This window comes from Proteiniphilum sp., from assembly GCF_040307845.1.
Classification (GTDB): Bacteria; Bacteroidota; Bacteroidia; order Bacteroidales; family Dysgonomonadaceae; genus Proteiniphilum.
Window position 1 is genome coordinate 66715 of the sequence record NZ_JAWRIS010000061.1, and the last position, 21612, is coordinate 88326.

Annotated in this window: 14 protein-coding genes; 10 read left to right on the forward strand and 4 right to left on the reverse strand. The window is 46.4% G+C overall.

The window, feature by feature from the left end:
• Position 1: 1 nt before the first annotated feature.
• The gene (locus ABV001_RS14915) at positions 2-355 is read right to left on the reverse strand and encodes a DUF488 domain-containing protein (RefSeq protein ID WP_352423548.1); all 354 of its coding nucleotides are present in this window, start codon (positions 353-355) and stop codon (positions 2-4) included.
• A gap of 237 nt (positions 356-592) precedes the next feature.
• Between ABV001_RS14915 and ABV001_RS14920 the strand changes: the two genes are divergently transcribed.
• Both ABV001_RS14920 and ABV001_RS14925 read left to right on the forward strand, forming a co-directional pair.
• Positions 593-2737, forward strand: a complete 2145-nt coding sequence (locus ABV001_RS14920; protein ID WP_352423549.1) for a S9 family peptidase — start codon at positions 593-595, stop codon at positions 2735-2737.
• Between the two features lie 14 nt (positions 2738-2751).
• Positions 2752-3696 (forward strand): cation diffusion facilitator family transporter, encoded by a 945-nt coding sequence (locus tag ABV001_RS14925; protein WP_352423550.1) that lies wholly within the window; start codon positions 2752-2754, stop codon positions 3694-3696.
• On the opposite strand, the gene speA is transcribed toward ABV001_RS14925, so the two are convergent.
• Positions 3697-5595, reverse strand: a complete 1899-nt coding sequence (speA, locus tag ABV001_RS14930) for a biosynthetic arginine decarboxylase (RefSeq protein ID WP_352423551.1) — start codon at positions 5593-5595, stop codon at positions 3697-3699.
• A gap of 258 nt (positions 5596-5853) precedes the next feature.
• Between speA and ABV001_RS14935 the strand changes: the two genes are divergently transcribed.
• Positions 5854-7089, forward strand: coding sequence for a serpin family protein (locus tag ABV001_RS14935; RefSeq protein WP_352423552.1), 1236 nt, complete (start codon positions 5854-5856; stop codon positions 7087-7089).
• Between the two features lie 28 nt (positions 7090-7117).
• Here the strand turns inward: ABV001_RS14935 and ABV001_RS14940 are convergent, their stop codons facing one another.
• Positions 7118-8383 carry an ATP-binding protein gene (locus ABV001_RS14940; protein WP_352423553.1) on the reverse strand — a complete coding sequence of 422 codons (1266 nt, stop codon included), beginning with the start codon at positions 8381-8383 and terminating at the stop codon, positions 7118-7120.
• 593 nt (positions 8384-8976) lie between these two features.
• Here ABV001_RS14940 and ABV001_RS14945 point away from each other — a divergent pair.
• Positions 8977-11514: an adenosylcobalamin-dependent ribonucleoside-diphosphate reductase gene (locus ABV001_RS14945; protein ID WP_352423554.1), complete on the forward strand. Its 2538-nt coding sequence runs from the start codon at positions 8977-8979 to the stop codon at positions 11512-11514.
• Positions 11515-11603: 89 nt separating this feature from the next.
• Positions 11604-12206, forward strand: a complete 603-nt coding sequence (locus tag ABV001_RS14950; protein ID WP_352423555.1) for a thermonuclease family protein — start codon at positions 11604-11606, stop codon at positions 12204-12206.
• On the opposite strand, the gene ABV001_RS14955 is transcribed toward ABV001_RS14950, so the two are convergent.
• The gene (locus ABV001_RS14955; RefSeq protein WP_352423556.1) at positions 12115-14421 is read right to left on the reverse strand and encodes a patatin-like phospholipase family protein; all 2307 of its coding nucleotides are present in this window, start codon (positions 14419-14421) and stop codon (positions 12115-12117) included. The genes ABV001_RS14950 and ABV001_RS14955 overlap by 92 nt on opposite strands.
• 155 nt (positions 14422-14576) lie before the next feature.
• Between ABV001_RS14955 and ABV001_RS14965 the strand changes: the two genes are divergently transcribed.
• The 5 genes from ABV001_RS14965 to topA all read left to right on the forward strand — a co-directional run bounded on the left by ABV001_RS14965 (position 14577) and on the right by topA (position 21600).
• On the forward strand, positions 14577-16052 hold the full coding sequence (locus tag ABV001_RS14965) for an IS4 family transposase (RefSeq protein ID WP_502929907.1): 1476 nt from the start codon (positions 14577-14579) through the stop codon (positions 16050-16052).
• 186 nt (positions 16053-16238) lie between these two features.
• Positions 16239-17612: an IS1380 family transposase gene (locus ABV001_RS14970; RefSeq protein ID WP_352423557.1), complete on the forward strand. Its 1374-nt coding sequence runs from the start codon at positions 16239-16241 to the stop codon at positions 17610-17612.
• A gap of 493 nt (positions 17613-18105) precedes the next feature.
• A complete protein-coding gene (locus tag ABV001_RS14975) occupies positions 18106-18333 on the forward strand; it encodes a DUF6496 domain-containing protein (protein WP_323422689.1) in 228 nt (75 codons plus the stop codon).
• A 61-nt stretch (positions 18334-18394) separates the two neighbouring features.
• Complete coding sequence (locus tag ABV001_RS14980; protein ID WP_352423558.1) at positions 18395-18994, forward strand: YigZ family protein; 600 nt, start codon at positions 18395-18397, stop codon at positions 18992-18994.
• 182 nt (positions 18995-19176) lie between these two features.
• Positions 19177-21600, forward strand: coding sequence for a type I DNA topoisomerase (gene topA / locus ABV001_RS14985; RefSeq protein ID WP_352423559.1), 2424 nt, complete (start codon positions 19177-19179; stop codon positions 21598-21600).
• Positions 21601-21612: the final 12 nt, after the last annotated feature.

The following is a 21612-nucleotide window of genomic DNA, read 5'->3' on the forward strand; positions in this document are numbered from 1 at the left end:
TTTATGATGATTTTTTATTGATTATATCCAATAATACCAACGCATGGGTGTGTGCTTCATCTTTCCCGGCATAAAGCAGTGTTACGTTTTCATGTTCTTTTTCGAGATCTTTTATCCTGCGCAGGTTTTCCTTTTCTCCGGAGAGTTCTTTACGGTATCGTTCGCCAAATTCTTTCCATTTCGCAGGATCATGTTGAAACCATTTTCTCAATTCTGTGGACGGGGCGATCTGTTTTAACCAGAGATCTACATGGGCGTTTTCTTTAGAGAGCCCACGCGGCCATAACCGGTCTATCAATATACGATAACCGTCATTATCACCCAATTGCTCATATATACGTTTAATTTGGATCATAATGCTTTATTTAAAAGTGATTATTGTATTTTATAGATGGATTGGATCACCACTTTATAACAAAAGGATATAGAGAAAGTTCAAATTCTTTTTACATAAATTTTGGATTTATTTGTTCTATAGCTGCAGCTATTTCGCATATTCGCGTTGTTTTCAGGAAAAATCATGTAATTTTGCCAAACGAACCCGATAGAAGAGTGTTTATGATGATTGAATAATATAAAATAAAATTACCGCATGAGACATAGTATTTTAATAGTCATGAGTGCTATTGTGCTTATGATCGCATCGTGCAATCCTAAAAGTGAAGAAGTGAAGATTTTGAAACAATCCGATTTTCCCGCGCCTCCGGTAGCGGAAGTGGTCCCCGACACGTTTGTCAACTTCGGGCAACAACGTATCGACAACTATTATTGGCTGAAAGATAAGACCAATCCCAAAGTAGTTGATTATCTCAACGCCGAAAATGCTTATACCGACAGTGTAATGGCCTCCACCAAACCACTCCAACAGACTATTTTTGATGAGATCGTCGGGCGTATTAAAGAAGATGATGAAAGTTACCCCTCGTTTAAGGATGGTTATTACTATTATAGCCGTACCGAAAAAGGGAAACAATACCGTACCTACTGCCGCCGTAAAGGCTCGATGGAGGCGCCCGAAGAAATAATTTTCGATGTGAACGCGATGGCGGAAGGCAAACCGGCATTTATTTTCAGGGGCTATTCCATCAGTCCGGATAACAGCAAGGCGGCCTATTTTTATAATGAGACCGGCTCCTATGCGGAATTCACGATGAAAGTCAAAGACCTCGCCTCGGGTGAAAATGTGGGGTTTTCGAAAGACGGCGTGGTTTCGGTGGCGTGGGCCAATGACAATAAGACGCTTTTCTATAGCCTTATCGACCAGACATTGCGCTCTTCCAAAATATACCGACAAGCGTTGGACGCATCCGAGGGTGAGCTGATATATGAAGAGAAGGACGCCCGTTTCGGTACCTATGTCTCCGGCAGCAAGACCAAACAGCATATCTTCATCACCAGTGCAAGTTCCACCACATCCGAAGAGAGATATGTCTCTGCCGACCGGCCTGCCGATCCGTTCAAAGTGTTCCTCCCCCGTGTGCAGGATGTGGAGTATGAGGTGTATTCTCATAGAGATAAATTTTTTGTCCGTTATAAGGATAAGGAGAATCTCAATGGCATGATCTATGAAGTGCCGCTCACAGGCTACGAGGATCGTGCTACCTGGAAGCTGTTTGTGCCGCACGACAAGGATGTCCGCATAGAGGGGATCGATATACTGAAAGATTATGTGTTATTGGAGTTAAGGAAAAACGGTTTGGCGGAAATCCGGATCAAACCGGTGTCAGGTGAGGGAGATACAGAAACCATCGCTTTCCCTGAACCGGTTTACACGGCATCACTGGGTGGTAATCCCGAATATGATGCTGCCACATTCCGTTATTCATACACCTCGCTTAACCGCCCTACAACTTTGTATGAGTACAATATAGCCACCAAAGAGACCGGGAAACTGAAGGAGCAGGAAGTGCCCTCCGGTTTCAATCCCGATGATTACACGGTAGAACGGCTATGGGCGACCGCCTCCGACGGAGTACAGGTGCCGATGGCTATCGTCTATAAAAAAGGATTGAAAAAAGAGGGCGGCAATCCGGCATTACTGTATTCCTATGGCAGTTATGGAATGAGTTCCGACGTCTATTTCAGCGCCAGCATGTATAGCCTGATCGACCGCGGTTTTGTATACGCCATTGCCCAGATTCGCGGTGGAAGTGACCTCGGTGAGCAGTGGTACGAAGATGGAAAATTGTTGAAAAAGAAGAATACTTTTACCGATTTCATCGCCTGCAGCGAGAAACTGATAGAGGATGGTTATACTTCTCCCGACAAATTGGCCGCCATGGGCGGAAGTGCCGGTGGTTTGCTGATGGGGGCGGTGACGAATATGCGTCCCGACCTCTACCGGACAATCGTGGCGCAAGTGCCCTTTATCGACGTGGTCAATACTATGCTCGATGATACTTTGCCACTCACCACAGGCGAATATGAAGAGTGGGGAAATCCCAATGAAGAAGAATATTACAACTATATCCTCTCTTACTCTCCTTATGACAATATTAAAGCACAGGATTATCCCAATATATTGATTACCGGGGGGATCAACGACTCGCAAGTGCTTTTCCATGAGCCTACGAAATATGCGGCCAGACTGCGTGCCATGAAGGCGGATGATAACATCGTGCTGCTTCACATGAATATGGATTCCGGCCATGGTGGTGCTACTGGACGCTACGACGGCATCAAGGATACGGCCTTTGAGTTCGCCTTTATCCTCAACCGTGTCGGGATTGACAAATAGAAAAAGCCAAGTGTATGGATCCACATCATCACGATCATCCGCACGGTCATAATCATAGTGATGGACATGGCCATCCCCACGGGCATCATCACGACCACGGGGATGTGAAGAATATCAGGGCGGCATTCTTCCTGAACCTCTCATTCACCATCATTGAGTTTGTGGGAGGACTGATTACCAATAGTGTGGCGATCCTTTCCGATGCAGTGCACGACTTGGGTGATAGCTTCTCGCTCGGATTATCGTGGTATTTCCAGAAAGTGGCCAAGAAACCCCGCACAAAAGAGTATACTTACGGTTATAAACGATTTTCCCTGTTAGGCGCAGTAATCAATTCAGTGGTACTGTTGGTGGGGAGTATCCTGATTTTAATACATGCTATTCCCCGCCTGTTCAACCCGCAGCATCCCAATGTGGAAGGGATGTTGCTGTTGGCTGTGCTGGGCGTGATCATTAACGGTCTGGCTGTTGTTCGCCTGAGAAAAGGGAGTTCTATCAACGAGAGGGTGGTATCGCTCCACATGCTGGAAGATGTGTTGGGGTGGCTTGCCGTGTTGATAGGAGCGGGAATCATGTATTTCGTGGATGCGCCTTTTATTGACCCGTTGCTATCCATTCTTATTTCCCTCTATATCCTGTATAACGTGTATAAGAATGTCCGAGACAGTCTGCATATCATTCTGCAGGGCAGCCCCATGGAACTGGATATGGATGAAGTGAAACGAACCGTGCAGGAAATGGATGAGGTGCAGGAGGTCCATGATCTGCATGCCTGGTCGGTGGATGGTGAATACAACGTGATGACCGTCCACGTGGTGCTTCGAAATGCGGTATCCATGGAAGAACAGCACCGGTTGAAACTGATTATCCGCGACAAACTGCTGGTGCTGGGTGTACAGCATTGCACCATCGAGTTTGAAATCGCCGATGAAGATTGCGGCATGGAGGATTGTTGTTGATCACTCCAAATAGGTATAACCATATAATCCCGACCGGTAGTTGGAAAGGAACTCCTTGCCTTCTTCCACGGATATTTTTCCCTGCTTCACCGAGCTCATCACCCAAGTCTCGACGGTACGCACTAATTTTTTTGGATTGTACTGCGCATATTCCAGCACATCCGCCACCGATTCGCCATCAATCACCTGGTCGATTTTGTGCCCGTTTTCACTGGTCGATACATGCACCACGTTGGTGTCACCGAACAGGTTGTGCAGGTCGCCCAAGATCTCCTGGTAGGCTCCCACAAGAAATACGCCGATATAATAGGGTTCGTCCTTCTTGAGTGAATGGACGGGAAGAAAGGCGGAACGGAATCCGTCCTGCGAAGCGAAGTTGGCTATTTTCCCATCGGAGTCGCAGGTGATGTCCTGTAGGGTGGCAGTCCTGTCGGGTTTTTCATCCAAACGATGGATAGGAATGATGGGGAACACCTGGTCGATAGCCCAGGAGTCGGGGAGCGACTGGAACAACGAGAAATTACAGAAATACTTGTCAGGCAACAGGGTGGATAACTGCCGTAACTCTTCGGGTGCATGTTTGGCCCGATTGCTGGTGATATTGATTTCACGGATAATCGAGAAATAGAGCTGCTCCATCTGCGCGCGTGTTTTCAGGTCGAGCATGCCCAGACTGAAAAGGTCGAGCGACTCTTCCCTTATCTGCTGCGCGTCGTGCCACGCTTCTAACATCCGTGCCTGGGTGAGCGTATCCCAGATATTGTAAAGTTCCTTCACCAGTTCATGCGCGTCCTCTTCCATTTCCTGTTCTTCGGGCCAAGCCGGCAAGGTGGCCGTTTCCAGTACTTCAAAAATCAGCACCGAATGGTGGGCCGTAAGCGCGCGGCCCGACTCGGTGATGATGTCGGGATGGGGCAGATCGTTCTTATTGGCCGCATCCACAAAAGCGAATACCGAGTCGTTTACATACTCCTGGATGGAGTAATTGATACTGTTCTCGGTGAAGGAGGAGCGCGTGCCGTCGTAATCGACACCCAATCCGCCGCCTATGTCCACATATTTGATCTTGAATCCCAACGAATGCAATTGCACATAAAACTGGGCTGCTTCCCGCAGCGCCGTCTTGATACGGCGTATCTTGGTGATCTGGCTCCCTATGTGAAAATGGATAAGCTGGAAGCATTCCTCCATCTTGCTTGTCTTGAGCACCTCCAGCGCTTCGAGCAGTTCACTCGAATTGAGGCCGAATTTGCTGCCGTCGCCACCCGATTCTTCCCATTTCCCGCTGCCGGAGCTGGCTAATTTCACACGGATACCGATATTGGGTTTCACTTTCAGCCGTTTGGCGATCTTGATGGTCAGGTCGAGTTCATTCAGCTTTTCCACGACGATGAACACCTTCTTTCCCATCTTTTGCGCCAGCAATGCCAGTTCGATATAACTTTCATCTTTGTAGCCGTTGCAGATGATGAGTGAGTCGTTGTCGGTATTGATGGCCAATACGGCATGCAGTTCCGGTTTGGAACCAGCTTCAAGGCCGATGTTGAACCGTTTACCGCTCGAGACGATCTCCTCCACCACCTGGCGCATCTGGTTCACCTTGATCGGGTAGATGATATAATTCTGGGCTTGGTACTCATATTCCTTGGAGGCGATGGCGAAACTTTGGGATATCTTCTCGATACGGTTGTCCAGTATCTCCGGAAACCGGATCAATACGGGAGACGAAACATCACGAAGGTACAACTCGCGCATCAGTTCGCTCAAATCCACACCGGAGCCCTCCTGTTTACGCGGGGTTACCAGTACATGACCCTTTTCGTTAATGGAGAAATAACTGTTTCCCCAACCGTTGATATTATACAACTCTTCCGAGTCTTCAATACGCCATTTTCTCATTCCGGCAGATACTTTTTAATGGTGATACATGAATTTGACCGGTCATTACGCAACCTGATCAATTAACCGGCAAAAATACGCATTAATTTTGTTTTTTGAAGTGACTATCCCCAAAATGATAAGAAAAATATATTTAATCTTTTTTAACCGACTTCTTGCAGCAATTCATGATTGAAAAACATCATACTAAATATAAACCAGAATGTTCACCTAAACATAAATAGTATGCTATCGAAGTTTAATTTGCCATTAATAGTAATGATACCGATCCTGTTTTGTGCTCTGTCTTGTGATAAAAATGACGGCGGCGTACGTGCAAAAGATTTGCCCGACCCCATCAAGATAGAACTGCGCACGGCCGAGCAGGAGATGGTACGCGCGGATCAGACATTTGCTTTTGAGTTTTTTGAGCAGATGTTTGAGGAAGAGTCGCTCGACAAAAAAGACAAGAACTTCATGGTGTCGCCGCTGAGCCTGAGCATGGCATTGACAATGACTTTGAACGGAGCGACAGGTGAAACCGATACGTCCATGCGACAGACGCTGAAGATGGATGATTTCTCGGATGCTGAACTCAATACCTATTATAAAAAGCTGAAGGAGGCGTTGCTGAAGACCGATCCTTCTACCAAATTATCGATTGCCAATGCTATCTTCACCAGGAAGTCCGTAGAGTTCAAAACCGATTTCATCAATACCAATCAGACCTATTTCGACGCAACCCTGAAACCGGTCGATTTTACCAGCACTGAAACCGTCGAACTCATCAATAATTGGGCTTCTGATAATACCAACGGGCTGATAAAAAAAGTGATAGAGAAAACCAAACCCGAAGACCTGATGTATTTGCTTAACGCCATCTACTTCAAGGGAATCTGGACATCGGAATTCAACGAGAAAAACACGGATCAACAACCGTTTACCTATGAGGACGGCACTCGTAGGAATGTGGATATGATGAAACAGACGGCAAAGTTCAACTATACCGGAGATGAAAATATGCAATTAGTGCAACTTCCTTATGGTAATCAAGCTTTCAGTATGATGGTGTTGCTGCCTGTAGATGGGAAAAAGTTGCAGGATGTAGTGACTGCGACCCGCCGGGAAGGATATTGGGAAGGGGTGAAATCTGCTTTGCGCGAAGCTGAAGTCGAACTCTCCCTACCTAAATTCAAGACCGAGTACAGTAAGAGGTTGAATGAAGTGCTCTCGAAGATGGGGATGGAAATTGCCTTTTCCGATGCTGCCGATTTTTCGCGGATGAGTGATGTGTCTGCTAAAATCGATTTTGTGAAGCAGGATACTTATATCAGTACGGATGAGGTAGGTACTGAAGCGGCGGCTGTTACTACCGTGGGGGGGGTGATGACCTCTTTACCGGTGAAGCCGGAGAAAGTGGTATTCAATGCCGACCACCCTTTCATTTATCTTATCCAGGAAAATTCCACCGGCGCCATTCTTTTTATGGGGGCAGTGAAAAATTTTGATGAATAGATTTTACAACGCTTTCACACGATTGTTATTACATATTTAGCAGCCATTTCCATACCGGAATGACTTCAATTGTCTTGTCGTTCATTTCTATCACTCGTTCTGTATCACGGGTAATAATCAATAGTTTCCTGCATTCCAATACGCCGGTAATTTTCAACAGGGCTTTTACTTCCCGGTCAAGTGTGCCGTCGCTATTGTCGAGGTTGTAACATATTTGGATAGCTGTGTAATCGTCAGGAATATAGAAGTCTACTTCGATTTTTTGACGATAGAAATAAACAGTATCATTTCGTCCATACTTGCGCAACAGGTTTATGGCGACTATGTTCTCCAACAAAGAAGTGTTTCCGTCCAATAAAAAGAGGTTCAGAATACCGTTATCCGTGAAATAATATTTGGGTGAAGTTTCCTTGTCGACCAGTTTACCCGCAATGTTTTGTACAGGAATAATAAGCCAAGCATCTTTGGCGTATTCCATATAATTAATAACGGTCTGCGTTCCCACCTTTGCTCCGGTCGATGATACAATATTCGCTATCCGGTTAAACGACAATGGTTGTTTTACGCTTTCAGCCAGTTTCTTGAACATGATACGTAAAGCAAACGTGTTATCTATCGTATGGCGGGCTGCAATATCTCCCAAATAGATTTTCTGATAAACACTGGTCAGGTAATCCCGTTTGACAGAAAGTCCTGCTCCCTCCGGAAATCCCCCAAAATAGAAATAATCATTGAACTTTCGTAATATTTCGGCTTTACCTTCTGTAGATAGGAGATGATTGGCGGTTGCAGGAATATTGTTTGCCATTAAAAACTCTTTGAAAGAGTACGGATAAACATCTACTGGTATATAGCGCCCTCCTAAAGTGGTTTGAATATCCTGACTTAACATTCTGGCATTGCTTCCCGTGATATAAACCCGGTGTTTGGTGTCGGCCATACGGCGGGCGAACTTTTCCCATCCGGGAACGTTTTGTATTTCATCCAAGAACAGGATTGGTTTTTTTCCGTACATTTCTAAATGAACTTCCAATAATAGATTCAAATCTTTTGCCATCATTCCGGTAAGGCGTTCATCTTCAAAATTGATATAAAGCATCTCATCCCATTCTAAACCTTGTGCAAGTAACTGCTGCATCCGTTGGTATAAGAGGTGAGATTTTCCTGCCCGTCGGATACCTACAAAGACGTAATTCCCGAATTCCTCAAAGGTGAAGTCGCGTGGGATTATCTTGTATCTTGGTACTTCCAGTTGATTGTCGGCAATAACCGTTTTCAGAATGTTTTTATCCATATTTTCCTATTTTTTATTCTATAGAAAATACAAAGATATCCTATTTTTATTTTATATACAAAATAAAAACTTATATTTATTGTTTTAAAAACAGAATAAACCATCTTCAAAAAAATCGTGATAAATTTTGTCTTTACTTCCAATTGAAAACTTCATTCTGGAATGAAACGGTATTTTAAAGGACGAAACTTAAATTGTTCACTTTTGGATCGACCTTGATCTGAATTCAAACGTCTGATGGTCGGAAATCAATTTATGGATTTTCAATCCATAGCGATTCAATTATATTTTATTTGTGGTACATGTTTCCATTTTTGTTTATTTATTCGTTTGAATTTCAGTTTAGTTGTGCAAAATGGAAAACTTTGTGTGCCTTTATAAAATATAATAATCTCATTATCAGATGTTTGTGTTTTGTTTTGGAAAACTTTCCAATTTTGTTGATAAGTAAATGGATAAAAATTTTGCATTCTTGGAAACTTTCCATAAACTTGCAGAATCAAAACCGTATATTCATAATTTGTAATAGATTTGGAAAACGAGACACATTATGATGAAAGATCAGTTTTTATTTACTATATAATTTTTTCCTGATGAAGAAGAAAACATATACTTTCGACGAAGCCTATAAAGCCTCCTTGGGATATTTCCAGGGCGATGAACTGGCCGCCAAGGTATGGGTAAGCAAGTATGCCCTTAAAGATAGCCAGGGTGATATCTATGAGAAGACACCCGAAGATATGCATTGGCGTCTGGCCAAAGAGGTGGCGCGGATAGAAAAGAAATATACCAATCCATTGAGCGAGAAAGAGTTGTTCGATCTGTTCGACCGTTTCCGTTATATTATCCCACAGGGAAGTCCCATGACCGGTATCGGAAATGATTACCAGGTGGCATCCCTGTCGAACTGCTTTGTGATCGGGATGGATGGCGACGCTGATTCGTATGGCGCCATTATCCGTATCGACGAGGAGCAGGTGCAACTGATGAAACGCCGTGGCGGGGTAGGACACGACCTCTCCCATATCCGGCCGAAAGGGTCGCCCGTGAAGAATTCGGCACTCACCTCCACCGGCCTGGTGCCTTTTATGGAGCGTTATTCCAATTCCACGCGCGAAGTAGCGCAGGACGGCCGTCGTGGCGCCCTGATGTTGAGCGTGTCTATCAAACATCCCGACTCGGAAGATTTTATCAATGCCAAGTTGGAGCAGGGTAAAGTAACCGGGGCCAATATCTCTGTGAAAATTGACGATGGATTTATGGAAGCGGCTTCAGAAGGAAAACCTTATGTGCAGAAGTTTCCTATTGATTCCGACAAACCGAAATATGAAAAGGAGATCGACGCCGAGAAATTATGGAAAAAGATCGTGCATAACGCCTGGCAGTCAGCCGAACCCGGTGTGTTGTTCTGGGATACCATTATCCGGGAATCGATCCCCGACTGCTATGCCGACCTGGGCTTCCGGACCGTGTCGACCAATCCATGTGGTGAAATCCCGTTATGCCCGTACGACAGCTGCCGCCTGCTGGCTATCAACCTCTATTCCTACGTGGTGAATCCGTTTAAGGAAGATGCTTATTTCGATTTTGAGTTGTTTGGCAAACATGTACGGTTGGCGCAACGTATCATGGATGATATTGTGGACCTGGAATCGGAAAAAATCGATATGATCCTTGAAAAAATAGAAGCCGATCCCGAGTCGGAAGAAGTAAAATCATCTGAACGTAACCTCTGGAAGAAGATCCAGCGCAAGACATTGCAAGGACGTCGTACCGGCGTGGGCATCACCGCCGAGGGCGATATGCTGGCGGCACTGGGTATCCGCTACGGCACGGACGAAGGCAACGATTTCTCCGAAAAAGTACACCGTACCGTAGCACTCAATGCCTATGCTTCGTCGGTGCAGATGGCAAAAGAACGGGGTGCGTTCGAGATCTTCGATTTTGAAAGAGAAAAAAACAATCCCTTTATAAATCGCCTTAAAGAGGCTGATCCACAGCTTTATGAGGATATGGAGAAGTATGGGAGGCGTAATATAGCCCTGCTCACTATCGCTCCCACCGGAACAACCAGTCTTATGTCCCAAACCACGTCGGGAATAGAGCCTGTCTTCCTGCCTGTCTATACCCGTCGTCGTAAGGTAAACCCCAACGACAAGGAGGTAAAGATCGATTTCGTGGATGAGAACGGTGATTCATGGGAAGAGTATACCGTGTTCCACCATAAATTTGTCACCTGGATGGAAGCCAACGGTTATTCCACCACCAAACGCTACACCAACGAAGAGATCGAAGAATTGGTGGCTAAATCCCCCTATTATAAAGCTACGTCCAACGATGTGGACTGGCTGCAAAAGGTGAGAATGCAGGGCCGGGTACAGCAATGGGTGGACCACTCCATCAGTGTGACCATCAACCTGCCGAACGATGTGGATGAAGAGCTGGTGGGAGAATTGTACATGGAAGCCTGGAAGAGTGGCTGTAAAGGGTGTACGGTCTATCGCGACGGATCCCGTGCCGGGGTACTGATTGCCAATGGCGACAAGGATGAGAAGGAAAAGGATGATTGTTATGAATTACCGCCCATTGTCACTTCCCGTCCCGTTGAACTGGAAGCCGATGTGATCAAGTTCCAGAACAACAAGGAAAAATGGATCGCTTTCATCGGGTTGCATAACGGCAGGCCGTATGAGATTTTCACCGGTATCAATGACGAAGATGATGGTATCATGTTGCCCAAGACGGTCACTTCCGGGAAGATTATCAAGGCATACGACAGTGACGGGCGGAAGCATTACGACTTCCAGTTCCAGAACAGGCGTGGTTACAAGGTGACCATAGAAGGGTTGGATGGAAAGTTCAATCCCGAGTACTGGAACTATGCGAAATTGATTTCCGGCGTATTGCGTTATGGTATGCCTATCGACCAGGTGATCAAGCTGGTATCGGGGCTGGAGCTCGACCGTGAGACCATCAATACTTGGAAGAACGGTGTGGAGAGGGCGCTGAAAAAGTACCTGCCCAACGAAACCGAAGCCAAAGGACAGAAATGCCCCGTCTGCGGCCAGGAAACACTGGTCTATCAGGAGGGATGCCTCAAATGCCGCAACTGTGGAGCTTCGAAGTGTTAGAGCCAGTGTCGTAAAAGAATATTTTGCTTAATTTTTTTACCCGCCAAACCGGTGGTTAAACCGGTTTGGCGGGTAAGTTTAATCTAAAGATGAAACGATATAGTTATTGGTTACTGATTCCGCTCACTTTTCTCCTGTTGGAGTGTGGCGCAAACAATGGAAATTCTGCAAACAGGCATCATTACGATTATCAGGTCAAGGTTGTCAGTATTACAGACGGCGATACGTTTAGGGGCCTTACCGAGGATAGAAAGGAAATCCGATACCGGGTCCACGGTATTGACGCCCCGGAAAGGGGGCAACCTTTCAGCCGGAAATCGAAGCAGTATCTCTCCGATTTGATTTACAACAAGACGGTCGGTATTATCGTCGAGAAAGAAGGAGACAGGTATGGCCGTCCCGTTGTGTGGGTCTATACGCCGGATGGCAAGGATGTTTCCGCCGAGATGATAAGGGCAGGCATGGCGTGGCATTATAAAGATTATTCCGATGATGAAAAGTACGCCTCGTTAGAGAAAGAGGCCAAAAACGACAGGGTAGGGATTTGGAGTGATCCCCATCCTGTGATGCCTTCGGAACTAAGAAAAAATCAAAGGCAAACTAAAAATAGTGCCCGATGCTTGCGAAGGGATAGAGCGTCTTGGAAAGGCTGGAGTATCCCAGTTCAAGGCAGAGCGGTCCCAACCTGGTGAGGTTGGAGTAGCCGATACTCCCGCCAAAGAAATATTTTCCGTTCAGGAGCTTCAGTGGCTCGTCGTGATGCACAATTCCGTTCAAGCGCAAGAGAATATGCTGCTTTGATGCGAAAAGGTAGCGAATTTCCGTGGAGAGCATGCCTACCGCGTCTTTCATCAACTCCATACCACGTGATCCCTGCAATGCTATCTGCTGGGGAACGTAATGTCCCTTGTATTGTCCCCCTACAAAGTTGGCATATACCAACGGGATACTGTCATTGGCATTGAAAATAGCCCTTCCCGACACTTCGGGGGTGATGGTGAGTTTATCGGACAACCTGAATGGCTTAAAAAAGTTTATATCCAAAATGTTAAGGGGAGCCTTGCCGTACATCTGATAGAGATTGTCGGTGTGTAGTGCATATTGAAAGGAAAAATACTGTCCGGAGGTGGGGAGGTAGTTCTTGTTGAGATTATCGTATGTTCCCTTGATAAAATAATTTATATACATCTTGTCTTTCAGCCTCAGGCCGGGAGCCTGGAGGTTCGGTTCGCTCCGGAGTCTGGACCGGAAATGGAAATTATCGATATATGCGCCCAGATGCAGCCGTATGTTGTATAAGTAAAATTCCGAAAAATTGAGCTGAAGGTTGCTTCTTGTGAAATCGAGCTTATAAGCGGATTCTCCTTTTTCATAGATGTCTATTTCATTGAAGCTTACCTTGCCGGTAACGCCACCTCTGTAAAAAGGGCCGTTATTGAGGGAGTAGTTGACTTCAAGATAGGAATTACGGCTCAAACGTGCTGTGATGTCAAAAACGGAATTCATGGAGGAATTGAGTCGTATGGATGTATGCGCGAGGATGGCCGACAAATCTCTTGTGTCGAAGTGCAGGCCGATATCAAGCGCGTTGAGTGTCTTCTCCTCTACCGTGAATACCAGGTCGAAAGGTGATTGCCCGTCCAGCCGGTAATAGACCCTGGTAAACAGGCCGCTTGCGTAGATGCGCGAAGTGAAAGTAGCCAGTTCTTCGCGTGCGATCCTGTTATTATTGATATCTATTCTTTTGATGATATCTTTCTCTTCAATCTTCGAAAGTCCTTCGAACCGGATACTGTTTATTTCCAGTGTATCCATCTTGATATAGGGATTCTCAACTTTTTGCATGCCCTTCATGGAATCCGGTATGGCCAGCGTTTCTTTCAATGCCATGAGCTCGTCCAGTCTTTTCATGGCAGCTTGTTCTCCCCGGTTTATGATGGTATCGATGCCCGGACTTTCAAAATCCAACATCCCATACGGATAAATGTCGGGGGTAATAAGTATATCGGTATTGGCAATGTTGTGACTTCTTTTTTCCTGTCCCGTAAAATTCAATAGTTGGCTAACTACTTCGGTAAGTGTGCCACGGTTCTTTTCCATGTCTTTCTGGTCGGCAGGCATCATTACGCCGATCACGATATCGGCCCCCATCTCCCGTACCACATCTACCGGATAATTATTGATGAGCCCTCCGTCTATAAGCAGCAGAGAGTCCTTTTCCACAGGTGCGAACATACCCGGGATAGCCATGCTGGCTCGTATAGCTTCGGGCAGGATCCCTTCCCTGAGAACCACTTCACTTGCGGTACGGGTATCGGCAGCCACACATGCGAATGGAATCGGAAGATCATTGAAGTCCATGGAGTCCTGATAGCCGATGGTAAGGTTCGAAAACAAGCTGTAGAGATTTTGACCCATGATCACGCCTGGCGGTAATCGTACTTGTCCCTTCCTTTCTTTTATCTTCACTTCGTAGGGCAGGGAAAAGATAAATTCCGGATTGTCTTTCAATGAAGCCGGAAGATGCTCCCTGTATGTTTCGTCGCTTAACAAGTGTGACCAGTCCTGCCGTTTTATAAGCGAGTCGATTGTATGCGTGTTATATCCAATAGCATAAAGCCCGCCTACAATAGCGCCCATACTGGTTCCGGCAATATAATCGATGGGGATACCCATTTCCTCCAACACTTTAAGAGCCCCTATGTGGGCAAACCCTTTGGCGCCTCCGCCACTGAGCACTACCCCCACTTTCGGGCGGTCTTTTTTTGTTTCCGGCACAGAATTAAATCCCGTATTCAAAATTGTATCCTGTTCTGAGGTTGTTCCCTGTTCCGGAGCGATTTGCTGCCCCATAACCGCTCCCACAAAAAGGAGTTGGATAAAAAATAAAATGAATGGTTTACGCATATTAATCTTTATAGCCTGAATTATTCATATTAACTGATGTTTCGCACTTGAAATTAGGTTGATAATCAGAAGATAAAAAATAAAAAAAGTAGCATATTTTAGCTGATATATCATTAAAAATGACTATATTAGCGAAGGATTCCAAACCATAAAATATGCTACTGGACAAAGGTATAAAAAATATTCAAGAGTTGAAAGCGGACTTTACCCCCTCGAGGGTCTCCGCTGAAGATATTTACAGCCGCTTCAAGGCGTTGAAGCTGAGCGAATGCTTTTCGGAGTTCAAGTACTTCAAGCGTTGTGGATATGACTTCAGGATGGTGCTGGCGCTGCTGGTGTCCATAGTGTCCGGCCCGGATAAAACGGTGAACGCCTACCGCAAAAGCATCCCCGGTGAGGATTGCGAGATGGGAAAGGATGTGTTCTACCGCTTGAAGAACAATCCCCGTATCTGCTGGCGGATGGTATTGTGGCATGTCGCCCTGCGCTTCCTCAAGGTCACCTCCACCGGTGAGAAAGGGTCTCCCGGAGACGGGAAGAAGAAGGATGAGCCGTCCCGTTATCTGATTTTTGACGACACCACCCTTCCCAAGAGTGGCAAGCGTATCGAAAAGGTCGGCAAGGTGTGGGACCACGTTACGAATCGCTACGTACTGGGTTTCAAGCTGCTGGTAATGATGTACTGGGACGGCAAATCGGCCATTCCCCTGGACTTCAGCCTACACCGGGAGAAGGGCAAGAAGCAGGATCGCCCTTTCGGTATGACCTTCAAGGAGTTGCGCCGACAATTCAGCCGCAAGAGGGTGAAGGAGTCATATACGGCAAAGCGTGCCGAAGAGTTGGACACGGACAAGCTCACGATGCTGCTTCGGATGTTCTATTCCGCGATTTATCGCAAGATCAGGGTTAATTATGTGCTGGTCGACAGCTGGTTCACCTGCGATGCACTGGTACAGGCGGTACGGGGAGTGAAGGATCAGGCCGTACACCTGATCGGGATGTACAAGTTCCCCAAAACCCGGTTCGGGTATGCGGGGAAGTTGCTGACCCACGCCCAGATCAACAACATGCTGGGAAAGCCGAAGCGCTGCCGCGCACTGGGATACCATTACAAGCAGGGCAGGGTAACATACAAGGGCGTGGAGCTCTGCCTGTTCTTCAGCCGCAGGGGAAGCAACGACAAGTGGAAAGTATTCTTGACCACTGACACTTCCCTGTCTTTCAAGAAGATGATCGAACATTACCAGGTCAGATGGGTTGTCGAGGTATTCAATCGCGAGGCCAAGCAGCTGCTGAACCTTGGCAAATGCCAGTCGAGCAACTTCGACGCCCAGATAGCGGAGACCACCGTGAGCATGATAGCCTACCTGCTGTTGACGTTGCGTTTCCGTTACGACAACTATGAATCCAAGGGAGCCCTGTACCGGGCTATGAACGGAGAGGTTCTCCGTGAGACCCTTGACAGACGCCTTTGGGGACTGTTTCTGGAAATGGTTTGTGCGGTAGCCGAAGCCATCGGGATGGATGCGCTCGACCTTCTGGAAAAGTTGCTCTACAATCAGGAGGGAGAGTCTATGGTCTCCGCACTGTGGACTGCAATAAGAAAAAATGAAAACTGTGAAACTGGATAGTATATAGCACTAATAAACAGGGGTATAGAAATTAACGCATTTCCCTTCTATCTCTCTGACATATATTTAGGGGAAGTGCGAAACATGAGATATTAAAAAGAAAAGTTCTTTTATCTTGCTGTTAAACAAGATACTGCGTATATTGTGTAGTACAAACATAAAAATAAACGCGCAAAGAACTTTTCCATGGACGAAAATAGTAAAAAACAGTCAGAAAACCTATTATTTCCCGAATTATTTTCCTTTGACCCCATTCAGGGCAAACGTGTCGAGGTCAGTTTCACGGCTCCCGACCTTTCATCCCAGGGGGGATTGTTGCTTCTTGGCGGACTTGATCATCGCATAGGTCTTATCGACCGATTGACGGGGTGCTTAGAGGATAAGCGCTGCCCCTGGCTGATTGATCACACCTACGATGAAATGCTCACCCAGCGTATCTTCCAGGTAGCCTGTGGTTATGAGGATGCCGATGACTGCGACCTTTTAAGGGACGACTCCGTGTTGAAAATGTGCGCTGGAAAGTCCCCCGATTCCTCCCCCCTGAGCTCCCAACCGACCATGACCAGACTTGAGAACGGGCGTTCCATACGGGAGTTGTATGAGATGGGGGTATGCTTCGTGGAGGAGTTCATAGCCTCCTATGACGAAGAACCCGAATGTATCATCCTTGACTGCGACGAGACTTCCTTCAACGCTTACGGGGAGCAGCAGGGAACGCTTTTCAACGATTATTATGGCGAGAAATGCTACATGCCCCTGCTCATCTTCGAAGGCATCTCGGGTAAAATGATCCTTCCCATGCTGCGTACCGGCCGCCGTAACAAGTCGACCAACATCCACGGCATCCTGCGCCGGCTGATAGGGATGATGCGGCGCCACTGGAAGAAGACCCGCTTCATCGTGCGCGGCGACGCCCATTTCTGCTCGAAAGAGTTTATGGACTGGGTCGTGGGAAAGGAGCACGTGAAGTTCGTGTTCGGCCTGACGGGCAACCAGGTTCTCAACAAGAGGGTGAAGCCCTGGCTGGACAAGGCGCTGAAGGCTTACAGTGAAAATGGGGAGGAAGTGCGCCTCTTCCGCCAGTTCACCTATAGGGCCGGCAGCTGGGAACATGCCAAACGGGTGATCGTGAAGATAGAGGTGAACCACCGCGGTCCCAACGTGCGCTTCATCGTCACGAACCTGGAACACCCCAATTCTCGCTTCATATACGAGTCCCCTTACTGCGGCGGGGGCACCATGGAGTTGTACATAAAAGAGATGAAAGTTTACCTGTCCGCCGACAGGTGTTCCTGCAACAGTTTCTCCGCAAACCAGTTCAGGCTCTTCGTGCATGCCGCGGCGTATGTCCTGCTGCATACGCTCAAGGAGACCGTCCTCAAGGGAACATGCCTGTACAATGCAAGCATACTGACCCTACAACAGAAAATCCTCTCCGGTGCGGTACATGTCAGGACATTGAAGACTAAGATCAGAATAGAATTCTCCGACAAGCACCCATACCGGAATGAATTGTCCCTCGCATTCCAGCGATTCTCCCTCTGGAGTGGAGCGGCCTGATTACCCGTTATTCAAAGAATATCAAACAATTAACCTTTCCTGTCGACTTCCCCCCGAAGAATCGACCGGGGATGCCATCTCCGAAAAGTATAAAAACAGGTTTTTCGGACTTTTTACGCCCATAAAAAATTCCTTGATGACGGTAAAAATGGAAATAAGAGACCATGAAATCCGATAAATCTCCCGGAACGGGTCAAAATTACAAATCTCCCGGGTAAAAAATCATCCTGAGACGACAAAAGGATTAGAGTATGAATAATTCAGGATAGATAACATCTTTATAATTCTAAACAAAAAATGGTATTCTTATGTTTTTAAATGAACCCTTTTCAGACAATTTTTTTTGTAGACGAGATGGGAGCCCCGGAATAATATCTGTTAAAGAGGTCTATCCGGCTATAAATATTGATAAATAAGAGATTGGTTAAGAAACCTTTATCTGCGTTGATGCGTTTTATAGGGGTATCATATATAAAAAAGAAAGGAGCTGACAATGGCTAAGTATTCAAAAAAAGCACAGGAAAAGATTGGTGAGGTCATGCATGAATTTAAAAAAGGAGAATTGGAGACTTCATCCGGCAAGAAAGTAACCGACAGGGACCAGGCTGTCGCCATAGGTATTTCTGAAGCCCATCAGGCAGGATATAAGGCGCCGAAAAAGGCGGATCAAAAGGGAGCTTCTTCGAAGAAATCCGATAAGAAAACCGCTAAAAAGCACTGATTGGAAATAAAGACTACCCACCGGATTATTTCCGTTCATCTACTTTTACTATTTTTGTAGTATGGACGATACCTATAAGACTGTAACGGAACCTGCCGAAGGGTATGTCACCGAAAAGAAGAGCAAATTCATCTCGCATATCTTCCCTGTAAAGAATGCTGATGAGGTAAAAGATATACTGGAAGAGCATCGGAAGAAATATTACGATGCCCGCCATGTATGCTGGGCTTATATGCTGGGATGGGAGAGGAATGACTCTCGTTTTAATGATGATGGTGAACCCTCGGGAACGGCCGGGAGGCCTATCCTGGGACAAATCAACTCGGCAGAACTGACTGATGTGTTGATCACGGTAGTGCGTTATTTCGGAGGAACACTCCTGGGGACGGGGGGGCTGGTCAAAGCCTATAAAGAGGCGGCTGCCGACGCCATTGCCAATGCAGAGATCGTGGAGAAAACAGTTGATGATGTCATCGAAATAACTTTTGACTATACCTTGCTTAATGAGGTAATGCGTGTGTTAAAACAATTCGACGGGGTGAAATGGACGCAGGATTTCACTGAGAGTTGCCACATGCGCCTGGAGATACGCCGTGCATTATCCCTGCAACTCACCAATATGCTCACGTCCATTTATGGGGTGGAAGTCAACCATCCATAAGATAAAAACTATTAGCGAATATCACCATCAAATCCTGTCTGAGAACCGAACACAAATATAAAATCAACTGCTGTTTTAGACATAAAAACACCTTAATAAATAAGGAATTTCAAAAAAAAGTGGTGTACCTTGCACAAAATTAGTACTTTTGCAGCCGAAAACAAAAAGAAAGATCATATTGAATGGATAAAAACCTGGTTATCGTTGAGTCGCCTGCGAAAGCAAAGACAATTGAGAGGTTTCTCGGAAAGGATTTTCATGTCATGTCCAGCTACGGGCATATCCGCGATCTGAAGAAAAAAGATTTCAGTATCGATATCGAAAACGGCTTTATGCCAATCTATGAGATCCCTTCCGATAAGAAGAAGGTTGTCACTGAACTGAAAGCGGCGGCGAAAAAAGCCGAAACGGTCTGGCTCGCTTCCGATGAGGACCGCGAGGGGGAAGCTATCTCCTGGCATCTCTATGATGCGCTGGACCTGAAGGAGGATAAGACCAAACGTATTGTATTTCACGAGATCACCAAGGATGCCATTCAGCAAGCTATCAAGAATCCTCGTAAGATCGACCAGAATTTAGTGGATGCACAGCAGGCAAGAAGGGTCCTCGACCGTATCGTGGGGTTTGAACTCTCGCCCGTGTTGTGGAGAAAAATAAAGCCTGCCCTGTCTGCCGGACGTGTGCAATCGGTGGCGGTACGGCTCATTGTGGAACGGGAACGGGAGATACAGAATTTTAAATCGGAAGCGGCTTACCGTATCGTGGCCCATTTCACGAAAGAGGAAAACGGGCACCAGTACGAGATCAAAGCCGAATATAACAAACGGCTGAAGACCAAGGCTGAAGCTCTGGCGCTGTTGGAGAAACTCAAATCATCGACTTTTACCGTGGGTGATGTGCATGTCCGTCCGGGCAGGAAATCGCCTGCTCCCCCCTTCACTACCTCCACCCTGCAACAGGAAGCATCCCGTAAGCTGGGTTTCTCGGTGGGACAGACCATGATGGTGGCACAGCGGTTGTATGAGTCGGGGCAGATCACCTATATGCGTACCGACTCTGTACACTTGTCCGCCTTGGCAATTGGAACTGCTAAGACCGAGATTAGCGGACAATATGGAAATGAATACATCAAAAGCCGGCAATACGCCACCCAATCCAAAGGGGCGCAGGAGGCGCACGAAGCCATCCGCCCGACTTATATCAGCACACATGAAATAGAGGGTTCAGCACAGGAAAAGCGGCTTTATGAACTGATCTGGAAACGCACTGTCGCTTCGCAGATGGCTGATGCCGAACTGGAACGCACCACGGTCGATATCACCATTTCCAATAACGACGGCAAATTTATAGCCAATGGTGAGGTGATCAAATTCGACGGTTTTCTTAGGGTTTATCTTGAAGGTACCGATGAAGAGAACGGTGAGAGTGAAGAAGGAATGCTGCCTGCCATGAAAAATGGAGAACAGCTTGCCATGTTCGAAACGAATGCTACAGAACGTTTTACACAGCGTCCTCCAAGATATACCGAAGCGGCGTTGGTGAGGAAAATGGAAGAACTGGGTATCGGACGTCCATCCACCTATGCGCCTACCATCTCTACCATCATCAACCGGGAGTATGTAGAAAAAGGAAATGTGGAAGGAGAGGAAAGAGCCTATAATATCCTTACCCTCAAAAAAGGTGTTATCAAAGACACGGACAAGAAAGAGATTGCCGGTGCCGATAAGAATAAATTGATACCTACCGATATAGGTATGGTGGTAAACGATTTCCTGGTAGAGTATTTTCCTTCGGTGGTCGATTACAACTTCACAGCGAATGTGGAGAAGGATTTCGACAAGATTGCCGAAGGAAAAGCAAAGTGGAACAAGTCGATTGCCGACTTTTATAAGATGTTTCATCCTATTGTGGAAGAGACATCGCAGATGCGTACCGAACACAAGGCCGGCGAACGGGTATTGGGAACAGACCCAAAAACGGGGCGCCAGGTATCGGTGAAGATCGGACGTTATGGTGCCATGGCACAGATCGGTACCCAGGAAGAGGAGGAGAAGCCGCTTTTTGCTTCGCTACAGAAATCGCAATCCCTCGAAACCATCACCCTCGAAGAGACATTGAAACTGTTCGAATTGCCCCGGACACTTGGTGAGTTCAGGGAAAAAGAAGTGGTGATCGGAGTAGGCCGGTTCGGACCCTATATCCGCCACAACAGTAAATTTGTCTCCCTGCCCAAAGGAGTTGATCCGTTAGAGATACAACTCGATGAGGCTATCGAACTGATAGAAGCGAAAGAGAAGAAAGATAAGGAAAAGATTATCACAACCTTCAGTGAAGAGCCCGATCTGCAGGTGTTGAATGGACGTTATGGCCCTTATATCGCTTATAAAAAATCGAATTATAAGATCCCGAAGGGGCAAAAACCGGAGGAACTCTCCTTGGAAGATTGCAGGAAAATCATTGCCGATACCGATAAGGGAAAAAAAGCCAAAACAGTAAAGGAAACGACAAAGAAAACGGCAAAGGGAACACCGGCAAAAATGACGACAAAGAAAGCAGCTTCCGGAAAATCGACAACGAAGAAGACAGTAAAAAAGAGTAAAGAGTAAAGAGTAAAGAAC